The following is a 13,743-nucleotide window of genomic DNA, read 5'->3' on the forward strand; positions in this document are numbered from 1 at the left end:
CTCCCCTTAATCAAGGGGAGGAGCTTTGTTTAATGCTCTGATTGCTATTTATTTTTACATCAAAAGCCTTTATCGCTCCTGTCTTTATTCTTACCTCTTGCCGTCCTGACTCTCAATTTTCGTTTGCCTTGACAATCTTATCTATCAAATATTCTCTTCCTACAATTTCAGAGCAGGTTAATACCGCACTGATGGTTACGCCTAAAATACCATGCATGTTTAGACTTTGTCCTGTTAAAAATAGATTTTTTAATCGTGTTTTTGGTGATAAAAATGATTTCATAGGATTATTGGCATCTTTTACATAACCATACATAGAACCTCTATTGACACCAATATAATCTCGATAAGACAATGGTGTTGACGCATAAATAGATTGAATACAATCTCTAATGTTTGGGAATTTTTTTTCCAATTCTACCAACATCAATTCAATTTTATCAGCTTTGAATCCTTCGTATGTTTGACCCCGCTCCCCTTTTTCTGCTACCGTATTAAACGTAGTATCCCATTGCTCAACTTCGTCGTAATTCATATAGGTAATGGCGGTCATATTTTCTGCCCATTCATCTTGGTTTTGTTTTGTACTCATTGACACCATATAGCCTTCTGGCCAGCTTTTTTCGTCATAATCTGCAGCCGTCCATACTTTTTTATAATCTTTAAAATGATAATAATTATAATTAATGTATTTGAATGTTTTTGGCTTAAAAACAATATACACACTAAAGGCAGAAATTACACTTTCTATATTTGAAATACGATTAGTATAGGACTTACGAAGCCTGTTGTCACCCAACATCTTAATAGTATGTTTAGGTTCGATATTGGAAATAAACAAATCACCCCTAATCTCATTTCCTTCTTTGGTAATAACTGAAACCAGTTTTTCATCTTCAAAGCCAAACGAAGTAACTTCACTACGCTTATAAGCTTCACCTCCAAATTCCTTCAATTTTCTGATTAGTAATTTTGCAATCTGACTTCCGCCGTTAATACAACGATAAGAGCTTTGTATATAAGAATTTACCGACAAGGCGTGGACGTAAAAAGGTGTTTTGTCTTTATCACCAGCATATAAGAAATTAGAACCTACCAAAACCGATTTTAGTTTTTCATTTTCAGTAATACTATCTAAAAAATCGCTTATTTTTAGGCTTAACAAAGCGGTGTTGCTATAATATGTGTCTCCGATTTCAATATTATATAAGGGAAAGCTATTGCAGGTTTCTCTGATTTTATCACAATATTTTTGAATAGCTTCGGCTTCATCAGGAAACTTTTTAGTCAATAAGGTTGCAAAATTATCATAACCTTGTGCATGAGGATATTCAATAGTGTCATTATCAAATGTGATGACATCGTATTGATTTTCGTCCATTTTTTTCAATTTTAGGTCATCCATGATTCCTAAATAATTGAAATAGCGATATAGGTTTTGACCTTTGTCCAATCCACCGATATAATGTACGCCCGTATCAAAAACACTTTTATCTCTAGAAAAAATCTGTAAATTTCCGCCGTATTGATTGTTTTTTTCCAACACACAAACACTTAACCCTTCACGAGCCAAAATGTTAGCCGAAACCAATCCGCCCAAACCACTTCCAATAATTACAACATCGTATTTTTCCTTCATTTTGATAATTGGGTAACGGATTCTCCTTGACTTATTACTTGATAACCTTTTTGGATAAACTCTTCCAGTAGATGTTCATTTTTAATCAAAAGAATAGTATTTATCTGTAAAGCTACGATTTTTTTAAGTTGTGATTTATTGCTAAAATCGGCTGAAATAATCAAAAAATCGGCTTTTTCGGTCAAAATTTGCTCAAAATCGTCCAAATATTCCACTTTTTTGTGCATTGTGGTATAACAGTTTTTTGCTATTGTCCTTTTCTCATCATCTTCATTATAAGTTATGATTTTTCTGTCTAAAAATCGTGAAACTAATAAAATATCAAGCTGTCCATAATCGTCTGCAACATGTGCAATGCTAGTTTTGGCAGGTAACCAATCGGATAGCTCTTTATAAATCAATTTGTTAACAGAAAAATCATTCTTTACAATATTAATAAGGTCCGCACCTTTATAACAATAATTATTTAGTAAAATATCCTTGAAATAGTTTTCATTTTCAATAGAGTCCCTAACTTTTTGGAATTCCTGTTTGTAAAATGCTCCTATTTTTTTGGTACGTTCTCGACCCTCAGTACCAAAAGATTCATCATCGTAAGAAATCCGTTTACCGACCACTACGGTTAAGCTACCATCATAAATAATAAAATCGCGTTTGGGCAATACTTCGGCATTGCCGTGCAAATACAAAGGCAAAATATCCAACTTTAATTGTTCGGCCAAAAAGAATGCTCCTTTATGGAAGCGACCAATTTTATTGGTAAACGATCTTCTGGCTTCTGGAAAAACAACCAAGCAATAGCCTTGTCGAATTTTCTCTTCCAAATGCTCTAAACTACCGTCAACACCACTAGAAACAGGATAGAATCCTGCTACTTTGGCTAATAAACCAAAAATAGGCGATTTATACACCCAATCATTCACCAAATAAATCACGTTAGGAGTTGCCATTCCGATAGTCAGTGTATCTAAAAATGAAGAATGGTTGGAAATGATAATTGCTGGTTTTTCAAAAGTTTCATCATGTGGATTCACAACCTCTTTCTTTACAAAGGGGTTACCATATAAAGTAGCCGTTACCATTTTAGCCATGGTGTTGTGCAACCACTTCATCTTTCTCTTTTTGGAAAATGGTAAAATAGGTAAAATAGTGATGCTGAAAAGCGATAACAGCATTCCCCCAAGACCATAAAAAGCAAACAGCAACATAGCATGCAAAAAAGTTCTAATCCGTAAGGGAGCTATACCTTTTTTAGTCCGCCATCCAATAAAAAAATTAAACAACAAAGGTTGAATAGTAAAAGCAATTAAGACCGCCGATAAAATACCAATAATGGAAACAGCAGAAATAGATTTTAACGCTGGGTGCTTTGCCATTATTAAAACGCCAACTCCTAAAATTGTGGTAATTACCGACAGTAAAATTGAAGTTTTATACGTTGGCAATTCGTTGATACCATATTTGTGTTTCTTCAACAAACCATTGGTGATAAAGATGCTGTAATCCACTCCTAACCCAAATATAAAAGTGGATATAATTACATTAAAAATATTGAAGTGAATATTAAACAAGCCCATAACACCAATAGTAATTATCCATGTTAAGGCTATTGGAACGATTGTGATAAGCGTTAGTTCAATGCTTCTATAAAAAATAAATAAAATAAGTACCACCGCCAGCAAAGAGTACCCAATCAGCTTATTAAAATCATCTTTTAGACTTCCTAAAAAAGTTTCATTCATATGCTGTCGGTCAATAACGACAGTTTGAGGCAAGTTATCTAACTTATTAACTACTTTATCTAAGTTTTGATCATCTACTTTTACCATTGAAACTACGGTAGCGAAATTGTTATCAACCGAAATAAACTCCTCTAAAAACAATGAATTTAATTGCTTATAATCTTGTAGCGTTATGGTAGAAAAATCACTTTCTAACTTATCATAAAACTGTTTAAAAGTCGTCGGTTTAAATCCAACCATATTACCACTTGCAATTAGGTTTTCTTTTACAGTTTGTTTTCTATCGACAGTCCAAAATTCGTCCCATTTTTGTATTTTTTTATCTTGTAGTTCATTAGAAAGCACCAAAGAGCCTACTGAACTAAAACTTAAGATACTATCAGATAGCTTTAATTCATTCAGGTTGTTATAAATATTTTCATTACTAAGCAAAGCATCATTCACCGAATTTCCATAAGCCGTTACGTAAATGGATTTAGAAGCCATATTCATTAATCCATCCAACTTTTTTTCTGTATTTTTTAAGGCTTTGGATTGATAATTCATTTTAGAAATATCCTGATCAAAAATCACATTTCGATAGGTAAAAAGACTGATTAGAAAAATAAGTATTAAACTACCAATGAGTATTTTATTATGATGAAAACGATAACCCGCTATTTTATCAATAAACGTATTTTTAGTTTTGGAATTTTCACTTTTAAATCGGTACAATTGCGGAATTAACAACAGGGCAAAAACAGAGGCACTAACCACGCTTACCGAAGCGAAAATCCCTAAATCATTTAATGCTTCTGATTTTAAAAATAACAAACATAAAAACGCAATTGCCGTAGTAATGGAACTCATTAATATGGGTTTGGCTACGTCTTTATACAATTGTTTTTCATTAGTATTATTTTTGTAATGGGTTAGAATGTGCAAGGCGTAATCTAAAGTTATACCCAATAAAACAGATCCGATACCCAAGGAAATAGCAGAAATTTGACCTTTAACCAAATACAATACACTAACCGCTACTAATGCACCAAAAACTGTTGGGAGAAAAAGAATAATCGGAATCAATACTTTTCTATAAAAGAAAATAAGTATCAACACCAAAATAGTCAAAGCTATGCTTATGGTAATCTGTACGTCGCTCTTAATTTGATTGGCATTGGCAACCGCAATGACCGTAGAGCCGTAATATTCACTAGCAACTTTTGATTCGTATTTTTGATTTAGACTTTCTTGAACCCCATATAATTGTTCAACAAATTGGGTGTTATCTGCCGTTTCATTGGCCGCTAATTGTGGCACAATAAATAACAAAAGGTTTTTGTGGTCTTTGCTGACCAAAAAACCATTGTAGATTTCAAAATTATCTTCAACTTTTAATTGTTCTAGTTTTTTTAAACCTAAAAAAGTAAGCCCTAACGGATCTTTTAAAATGGTTTCTTTGGCAATAAGTCCTGTTGGTGAAACCAGTGTTTTATAATTAGATTGGGTAACTTGCTGAATGCTATCTTGTTGCAAACGACTTTCAATATTCTGATAATCAGATTCATCTAAAAACAAGGGCAAGTTTTGATAAATAAAATCTAAGGTTTTATCGATATCATCATCAGCAATTCTTCCTTGAATTTCTTTAATATAATCGCCACTTTGTAGCTGTACGCTATCTATAAATTCACTAGCATAATTAGTTAAGTCGTTAGCATTAGCTTCTTTTTTTGCTTCTAAATACACTATTATTTTATCGGCAAAATTTACGTTTTGGAGTACCTTATTAGTAATATCAGATTTCTCGGAATTAGGAATCAATTTCGTAATATCTTCCTCAAATTGCAATTTAGAAGCTAAAAACCCTAACAAAAACAATAAAAGTAAAAAGAAGGTAGCAAATAAAGCTTTCCGCTTTTGAAATAACTGGTATAGCTGATAAAAGAATTTATCCATGATCTACCAACTTTCTTTTGTTACTAAATAGTTGCAAGTAAATAAAACCTATGAATCCGAAAAGTACAGCCATTACCAACGCCAAAGCAAAACTGCCAACGATGTACTGGACAAGGTAAACGCCAATTTTAAAGTTTTCATCAATTTGGTTGAATTCCAGACTGGTTCTTCCCAAAATAAATCCACCCATTTTTAAACTTCCGTAAAGAATAAAAGGAATAAAAATTGGAAAGCTGATATTGGAAAAAGCAAAACTAATTACTTTGTTCAGTTTAAAAACAGCCGCCAACACTATAGCCAAAATGGAATGAAAACCCCAAAAGGGCGAGATCCCTATAAACGTACCTAAAGCAATGGACATGGATTTTTTTATATCGGAGTCAGCACTACCTATTAAATCTTCTTTAAAAAACTTTTTAAACCCTTTTTCTTTAAATTTTCTATAAAAATCACGTGGCTTTATATAAACTATGGCAATAATAAAAAGCCAAGTATTCATGGCACTAATACGGACAAAATCGATAAACGGTCTGTAATGCGAAACACGTTCATCAGGATCGTACAGTACGCGGATGGGAATATTTTTAACCTCAATACCGTTCCATGAGGCTTTGACAATAACCTCTACTTCAAATTCAAACTTGGTGCTTAGAAACTTTATTCTGTTTATTTCTTTTACAGGATATAATCGAAAACCTGATTGGGTATCCTGAAGGGTAAATCCTGTTTCTGCCCAATACCAAAAATTGGAAAATTTATTGGCAAAGCTATTTTTTCGGGGCATACCTTGTGCATTTAAGTTTCTTGCCCCAATTAATAATATGTTTTTCGACTCAGAAGCTTGTAATTCATTAATAAAGAGTGGAATATCATCAGGATAATGCTGTCCGTCTGAATCAATAGAAATGGCATAATCAAAACCCAATTCTTCCGCTTTTTGAAGTCCTAATTGTAAGGCATTGCCTTTTCCTTTATTCTTTTCTATATGTATTTGGGTTAATTTTGGATATTTAGATAAAATGTGTTTGGTACAATCCGTTGACCCATCATTGACAATGATAATTTTTTTGGTATAAAATAAAACACCTTGAATTACACGGTCAAGCGTAGCTTGGTTGTTGTAAGTTGGAATAAGAATACAACAATTAAAATCAGCAATTTTTTGTGTTATTTCTTCAGTACTTTGCACGAAACTGTATAAACTTCTTTAAAGTTTCGAAATTACAGTTTTTTCTTGGGTTGTAAAAGCCTTGGATTTGGAAACATAACCTTTGATATGATCTTTTAATCCTTTATTTTTTATATGCGGTAATTGATTATAGATAAACATTTTATCCTCATCTATGTTCATTTTATACTTTAAAATTTTTGGAGCGTTTTCTTGAATACTTAAGCGAATGAGTCTTAACTCTATATTATTAGGCTTTTTTTCAATAATATATTCTAATAAAAGTGCACCTTCTTTAAAATATGTTTTTTTGTCCTTGATTTTTTTTTCGTGTTTTGCCTTTACGGTTAATGATGCTGCTTTATACCCAACAAGCGTAGCATCATCGCTTTTTTTAATATTTTCTAGCTTTTGATAAAACTCCTTAGCAACTTCCTTTGAATCAGAAACCTTAGTGTACAATTTGCGTACTTCAGATAGTGAAGGTTTTGATACAATCAACAATAGTGATATATAAAAAATAAGCTTTGTCATATTACAAAATAATTAATCTACAACTCGGTAAACTCCATTAAATTTTAAGGCAACCGTATCACCCATTTTGGTAGTGTTTTTCACTTTAAATGTATCGTCTTCACTTTTTATATCCAAATTTAATACCAAAGTGTTATTTACTTCAGGATTAATCAATGCCATAAATTTAATGTTAGTCGATTTTCCCATAAACAGTTTTTTGTCTAAGGCCTTTTCTGTGAGTTCCTTTATAATTTGAATCATACAAACCCCAGGCATAACAGGATTATTAGGAAAATGACCTTTAAAAATCTCATGATCTTTATTAATAAAAATTTCTGATTCTAATTGCCCTTCGTTATAGTTAAAGGACTGTATTTTGTATAAGTTTCTAAGTAACATCTCGTTGTTTATTAATCATTAGCAAAAATAGAGTTAATTTTTCAAATGATTTCTAGTATTAAAAGGCTTTTAAACCAATCTTTAATTTCATGTTTTCATGCTCAATTAAAACCTTTCTTGCAAGTTTGCCATCATCACTTTTAAAATTAAAAATTACCTTTTCTTTGGTTTTTGAAGTGTTTACCGATTTTTCCAAATTGTTGGTTTCTTTATTTATAAAATAATAGTTAAAACGCTTATCATTACTAGTTTTAAAAATGTTAAACCTATCATTTTGATAAGCCTTTGTTATAACCACATTTTCTTTCAACAAAATTTTGAAATCCTTTTGCAAGGTATTGATGAGTAGTTTCCTATTCAAATCATCTGCAATAAAATGGATGGTAAAATTATCGTTGTTCAGTTCCATGTCTAGCATTTTAGTACCAAATTCAGTAGTAAATACAACTTTATGATGTTGAACGGCTAGCTTTTTAATGATTAAAATACCACTAAATTCATAGCCATAAACTTCAAAATTGGCTTTGTAAACATAGTCTCTAGTAGTATCAGAAAAATAGGGGTTCTTAAATGTGGAAATAGTGACATCCGTCTCTACTAGACCTTTTGTAGTGGAGAGGGTGCAAGAAATAAATAGTGTAACGGCGAAAAAACTAGTTAGAAAAAACCTCATCTTTTATGGTTTGGTTTTCTTTTCTATTTTTAAAAACAATTTGTGTGTAATCATCAGAAGGTTCTACCATTTTAACTTCTATAACCGCATAATTTTGCTTATTAAAATGTAGAACAAATTGTTTGATGTATTTTTTAAGTTCAGCATCTTTAGAATCAAACGTAACTACATAATTGTTAGTAGTTTTAACAAAGTTCATGGTAAATTCGGTATTATCAAACATATCACCGCTAATGCTTTTAACAATAAGTTGATTCAGTTTTTTAAACAATTTATTTGAACCAATATTTACATCGCTTTTTTTGCCTTCGTCATTAATTAGCAATTTGCCTTCTTTAAAAATTACGCTATACAGAAAAGGTTTGGTATATGACCATTTCACCAAATTTGGAACTTTAAACTGCATTTTACCAGAAGTTTTTATGTCATTGGATAAAAATTCCATGTGCTTGTATTGGTCAAAATCGCTACTGATGGTTTTGGTCTTTGCAGCTACACTCTTCACATTTTTTTTAAACTCCACAATTTCTTGTGCTGTCATTGTTTTTTGAGCATGGATTACAGTTATTCCCAAAAACAAAAAAGTAACTATTACTCTAAGCATAAGCTTCAATATCAAATAATTTGTCAACCGTTATGGTTTCAAATTGCTGTTCGCGTAAAAATAACAATAATTGTTCCAAAACTACGACCGTTCTTTTATTAGTATCATGTAATAAAATAACATCACCTGCTTTTAGGTTTTTAGTAATTCTTTTTAAAATTTCTCTGGGTTCTTTTATTTTTGTGTCTAGTGACCTAACATTCCAACCAATAACGTGGTGTCCAGTTTTTTTTATAGCATTTTTAATCGCAGGATTTGTAACGCCAAATGGTGGTCTAAATAAATTACAATTTAAATTTAATGATTTATTTATCAATTTATTAGTTTTATTTACCTCTTTGATGACTTTATTAGACGAAAAGAATCCGAAAGTATTGGAATGGCTATGCGAATGATTACCTATTACATGACCTCCATCAGCAATTTGTTTCAACATTTCTGAGTGTTTTTCAATGTTTTTTCCAATACAAAAAAAGGTAGCCTTGGCATTGTGCTTTTTTAATAGTGCTAATATTTGAGGGGTAAATTCTAGATTTGGCCCATCATCAAACGTAATGGCAATTTGTTTATTACTGATTTTTGGATTGGAACTTAAAGCGTTAAGATGATAGTTCCATCTCATATGAAATGAGCCAATTACAGTAACTGTTAGCCAACTTAAAAAAATAATTAAGTAACTGAATTTTGGAAAACCAAATGTAAAAACCAACAAAACTAATACAAAAAAGAAGCTATTTACACGTCCAAATTTTAGCATGATTGTAAAACTACTAAACTATGATTTTCACCACGATATTGATTATACAACAATACATTTTTATAAGTTTCAGAACCAATATCATTAATTTTTAGAACTTCAGGAATATGTTGGCTTTTTAATATATGAGAAGCCACCCAACACCCAAACGAAGATGCCGTATTAAACTCCCCACATAAATGTTTATAATAGATTTGTTGCGTGTTCTTAAATATTCCTTTTTGTAGATTATCATAATACCTATCAAACTCAACATCACCATTATTTCCCAGTACAACAGCATCAATATCCTGAATGGATAAATTGTTGTTCTCTAAAAAATTAGCAATTCTAGTTTCCAATTCGTCTTGCCCTAAACGGCTAAAAATTTCTAAATCAGTTAATCTTGCGTAACTGTTTTCATTTTTCTTATCAGATAAAGCGAAAAAAACTGCTCCTTCTCCAAAAATAGTACCTTTAGTGGTAGAAGTTATCAAATCTGAACTACCAACTTCATCTTCTTTAATATGCCCAATTAATCGGTGTAATACATTGGTATGTTTTCCGTGTTCGTCAACTCCACCTACCAAAATATTTGATGCTTCATTTTCATTGAATAGCAACTGAGCATCTATAAGGCAAGATTCAAAGGAAACTGCGGCATGTACATAGGTAAAGTTGTAAGCCTTACACTGCAATCCGAGAGCGATTTGAGCCCCAACGGTATTGTGCGTGGATTGTATAAAAGAAGTTGGAGTTAAATATTGTTCATCATTATCGATAACTGCACTAACAAATTTTTCGGAATCTTGTACACAGCCCATTCCAGTTCCCGTAATAATGGCTTCAGGTGTTTCAATTTCCGCTTCTTTTAAGGCCAAACTAGAAGCCACAACACCCATTTTTACCCCCTTTGCCATTCGTCTTGCTGCAGCAGGTGGAATATAGTCTTTGTAATTTGGATTGATGACCGGTAAAATATTGGTATCATAAACTTGAACATCGTCTAAAAAGTGACCTTCAGTCGTACGTTGTGCAGATACACATCCCAAACCATTTATATAGCAAGCCTTCATTTAATTTTTAGAAAATATTACGGTGGAACAATTCCCTCCAAAACCAAAGGAATTGGAAAGTACGTGATTAATGTTCTTTTCTTTTACTTCTGTTATAGGTACAATTCCTGTCTCTTCAATAGCGTTGGTATAATTTAAATTCGGAAAAACAGCATTGTGCTGCATTGCCAAAACAGCGTAAACGGCTTCAATGGCTCCCGCTGCCGCCAGTGTATGTCCAGTAAAGGCCTTGGTGGAACTTAAATCCGGAACATCGCTACCAAAAACACGTTGAATGGCAATACTTTCCGATAAATCGTTGTTCGGTGTCGCTGTGCCATGGGCATTGATATAATCTATCTGCCTAGGTTCTAATCCTGAAGTTTTAAAGGCTTTTTGCATGGCTAATGTCGCTCCTTCTCCATTTTCTGATGAAGCCGTTTGATGAAAGGCATCATTTGCATTTCCATAACCAGAAACATAAGCCAATACTTTTTTATTATGTTTTGCTACAATTTCATCTGATTCCAACACTAAAAAAGCGGCAGCTTCTCCTAAATTCAATCCAGTTCTATCTTTATCAAAAGGTTTGCAATAGGTGTCCGAAAGAATCATCAAAGTTTTAAATCCATTGATGGTAAATTTTGACAAACAATCGGCACCACCTACCACTACTCTATCTAGTTTACCTGCTTTTATCATCCTCACCCCAAGCATTATGGCATTTGCAGAGGAGGAACAGGCCGTACTTATTGTAGTTGCAAAATCGGTAATTCCTAATTGTTCTGCAATTTTTTGAGTGGCATCTCCTCCATTATGCCCTTCAATGTATTTACGATGGGTTTCATCTTCCAAATATTCGTAATAGTATTTTTCAGTCATGTCCATTCCCCCAACACTGGTAGCAGAAATCAGTCCCGTTCTACAATCTCTAATATCGGTAATATGAGCATTTTTAATAGCTTCTTTTGCTGCTATTACACCCAGCATGGCAGTTCTACTGTAATTATTAGATTCTGATAAATTTAATTGCTCCAGCAATTCGTCATTGGTCAGTTTAATCTCACCTACCTTAATTTCGTCTTTATGACGTGTTTTTATATTGGAAATCTTGGAGATACCGTGTTTGCTTTCTAGCAAGGCATTCAGATTTTCTTCAACCGAATTTCCGATTGAAGAAATGATACCCATCCCAGTAATGGCAACTCCTTTAGACATTTACTTCGTTCTATTTTCTGTAATATAAGAAGCCATAACTTCAACAGATTCAAATATTTTCTTCCCTTCTTTAGGGTCGGTTAATTTGATACCATAATCTTTGTCTAGCATTACAATCAGTTCTAAGGCATCAATAGAATCAAGCCCCAATCCGTCACCAAAAAGAGGATCCTTATCGCCAATTTCACTCACCTCAACATCTTCCAAATTGAGCTGTTCTATAATTTTTTCTTTTAATTCTAATTTTAAAGCTTCCATTTATTCCTTTGTTTTATATAGGTTATTTAAATCGTTGGTTGTATGTTTTATTTTTCCTTTTCGGGATACTTGGTACATAAAGCAATCGTAATTATCACCATCATAATCTACCCATCCACAAAGTACACTTTCTGCCTTATTGTTAGTTAGCAAACTATTCGTGTACTTATGTAAAAAGTTTGCATTAAAAGCATCAAATATAAAAAAAGCATTCTCGCTCCTCAACTGATGCTTGATACTTATTTCGCCAATAGCAATATTGGGAAGGGTGTACACAAATATGGCGGGACTAGGATAAAAACTATCTTTATTTTGAATGCTTGCCTGATGCTTTCTGTCCGTATCTAAACTTGATGCTTTGTTTGTTAAAATAATAGCAACATCATCATGCTCCTCCTCACTTTCAGAATTCAAAACACATTCCGCTCCCAAAAATGCTAATTTACTTAAGTTATCCATTTTAAAAAATTTTGAATAACTTAAATTCAACTCTTTGTAGATTTTTTTAGAAAAATCAGAAAAAGTTACATTTTTTTCTTCTATAAAAAATGATGTTCCATTAATTGAAAGCTCATTATTTCTAATATGGCAATAACTTGATATGTAATATTCTAAATTCAAATTAATTTACTTTTTTAAAGATTGCGGCGGTATTACAGCCACCAAATCCCGATGCGGTTTTTAGAAAAGTTGTCAACTGTTGTGATTGTGTCTCTTTGATGACATTTATGGGTTGCGAAACGCCCAATTCGTCAAAACCACTTGAAGCATAAAGTGTATTGTTGTACAATGATTGCATCCCGATGATGGTTTCCAATAAGCCTGAAGCTCCAAGTGTATGCCCATAATATCCTTTTAAACTATTAACAGGTGTTTTTTCTAAACCCATTCTGTTAAAAGCAATGGCTTCCATTTCATCGTTATAGTTTGTAGCGGTACCATGTGCAGAAATATAATCTATAATTTCTGTTTCAATATCAGCTTCCTTAAAAGCAGATTGCATGCTTCTAAACAGCCCTTCTCCAGTTCGAGAAGGACCAGAAATGTGATTTGCATCGTTGCAAGAACCATCACCAAGAATTTGAACGGCATCCTCAGAAAGCATTTTTTTTTCTTTGGTTACCAAAATTGAAGCAGCAGCTTCACCAATATTAATTCCCTTTCTATTTTTAGAAAAGGGTTTACACGAGGCATCACTTATGGCTTGGAAAGATTGAAATCCTGATACTATAAATTCAGAAACAATATCTCCACTCACTATCAACACATTGTCATACAACTCCGATTGAATTAATCGTTTTGCCACGGAAACTGCTAAAACACCAGACACACAAGCATTTGAAAGTGCAATAGCTTCATTTTTAAATCCGAAAAATTGTTGAATTTGTTTACCTAATTCTGCCAAATATGCTCGTTCTTTTGGGAATTTTGATTTGGCATCCAGCACATCAACATTTCCTTTTGTGGTTGAAATGATAAGTCCTGTTTTGTCAGTTAACTCTAACTCTGACTGCTCTAAAACATCATATAATGATAAGAGCATCATTTTTTCTAATCGGGTAAACTTGGTTTTATCGCCAATTTGCTGAAAAGTATTGTTTAGTAGTTCAGTGTCGACCAAAGATGAATAAAACGGTATTTGTGATAGGTTTTTATCATCTACTTTTTTAATGCCCGATATGCCTTTTGAGACACTTTCTATATTCTCAGCAGTAGTAAAACCCAGACTAGAGATAATATTGTTATATGTTAGGTAAATTTTGGACACTAATTTTGTTGATTATAACTGGTTGCAAA

13 protein-coding genes are annotated in these 13,743 nt (G+C 32.6%); all 13 read right to left on the minus strand.

Annotated features, from left to right (window positions below):
* Positions 1 to 112 precede the first annotated feature (112 nt).
* The 13 genes from U5A88_RS09025 to U5A88_RS09085 are packed head-to-tail and all read right to left on the minus strand — an operon-like array spanning position 113 to position 13,714.
* On the minus strand, positions 113 to 1,639 hold the full coding sequence (locus U5A88_RS09025; protein ID WP_354205712.1) for a phytoene desaturase family protein: 1,527 nt from the start codon (positions 1,637 to 1,639) through the stop codon (positions 113 to 115).
* Positions 1,636 to 5,319 (minus strand): efflux RND transporter permease subunit, encoded by a 3,684-nt coding sequence (locus U5A88_RS09030; protein ID WP_354205714.1) that lies wholly within the window; start codon positions 5,317 to 5,319, stop codon positions 1,636 to 1,638. Before U5A88_RS09030 ends, U5A88_RS09025 begins: the two co-directional genes overlap by 4 nt.
* Complete coding sequence (locus tag U5A88_RS09035; protein ID WP_354205715.1) at positions 5,312 to 6,508, minus strand: DUF2062 domain-containing protein; 1,197 nt, start codon at positions 6,506 to 6,508, stop codon at positions 5,312 to 5,314. Before U5A88_RS09035 ends, U5A88_RS09030 begins: the two co-directional genes overlap by 8 nt.
* Before the next feature lie 18 nt (positions 6,509 to 6,526).
* Positions 6,527 to 7,021 carry a hypothetical protein gene (locus U5A88_RS09040; RefSeq protein ID WP_354205717.1) on the minus strand — a complete coding sequence of 165 codons (495 nt, stop codon included), beginning with the start codon at positions 7,019 to 7,021 and terminating at the stop codon, positions 6,527 to 6,529.
* Between the two features lie 12 nt (positions 7,022 to 7,033).
* A complete protein-coding gene (locus U5A88_RS09045; protein ID WP_354205719.1) occupies positions 7,034 to 7,402 on the minus strand; it encodes a 3-hydroxyacyl-ACP dehydratase in 369 nt (122 codons plus the stop codon).
* A gap of 58 nt (positions 7,403 to 7,460) precedes the next feature.
* A complete protein-coding gene (locus tag U5A88_RS09050; protein ID WP_354205721.1) occupies positions 7,461 to 8,075 on the minus strand; it encodes a hypothetical protein in 615 nt (204 codons plus the stop codon).
* Positions 8,056 to 8,679 carry an outer membrane lipoprotein carrier protein LolA gene (locus tag U5A88_RS09055; RefSeq protein ID WP_354205723.1) on the minus strand — a complete coding sequence of 208 codons (624 nt, stop codon included), beginning with the start codon at positions 8,677 to 8,679 and terminating at the stop codon, positions 8,056 to 8,058. The genes U5A88_RS09050 and U5A88_RS09055 overlap by 20 nt, the downstream gene beginning before the upstream one ends.
* Positions 8,672 to 9,436 (minus strand): polysaccharide deacetylase family protein, encoded by a 765-nt coding sequence (locus U5A88_RS09060; RefSeq protein ID WP_354205725.1) that lies wholly within the window; start codon positions 9,434 to 9,436, stop codon positions 8,672 to 8,674. The genes U5A88_RS09055 and U5A88_RS09060 overlap by 8 nt, the downstream gene beginning before the upstream one ends.
* Positions 9,430 to 10,491, minus strand: coding sequence for a beta-ketoacyl synthase N-terminal-like domain-containing protein (locus tag U5A88_RS09065; RefSeq protein WP_354205726.1), 1,062 nt, complete (start codon positions 10,489 to 10,491; stop codon positions 9,430 to 9,432). The genes U5A88_RS09060 and U5A88_RS09065 overlap by 7 nt, the downstream gene beginning before the upstream one ends.
* A complete protein-coding gene (locus U5A88_RS09070) occupies positions 10,492 to 11,688 on the minus strand; it encodes a beta-ketoacyl-[acyl-carrier-protein] synthase family protein (RefSeq protein ID WP_354205728.1) in 1,197 nt (398 codons plus the stop codon). It abuts the gene before it with no gap.
* A complete protein-coding gene (locus U5A88_RS09075; RefSeq protein WP_354205730.1) occupies positions 11,689 to 11,946 on the minus strand; it encodes a phosphopantetheine-binding protein in 258 nt (85 codons plus the stop codon). It abuts the gene before it with no gap.
* The gene (locus U5A88_RS09080; RefSeq protein ID WP_354205731.1) at positions 11,947 to 12,567 is read right to left on the minus strand and encodes a 3-oxoacyl-ACP synthase; all 621 of its coding nucleotides are present in this window, start codon (positions 12,565 to 12,567) and stop codon (positions 11,947 to 11,949) included. It abuts the gene before it with no gap.
* A 1-nt stretch (position 12,568) separates the two neighbouring features.
* A complete protein-coding gene (locus U5A88_RS09085; RefSeq protein ID WP_354205733.1) occupies positions 12,569 to 13,714 on the minus strand; it encodes a beta-ketoacyl synthase N-terminal-like domain-containing protein in 1,146 nt (381 codons plus the stop codon).
* Between the last annotated feature and the right edge of the window lie 29 nt (positions 13,715 to 13,743).

Origin of the sequence: Aureibaculum sp. 2308TA14-22, from assembly GCF_040538665.1 — a bacterium.
Classification (GTDB): domain Bacteria; phylum Bacteroidota; class Bacteroidia; order Flavobacteriales; family Flavobacteriaceae; genus Aureibaculum.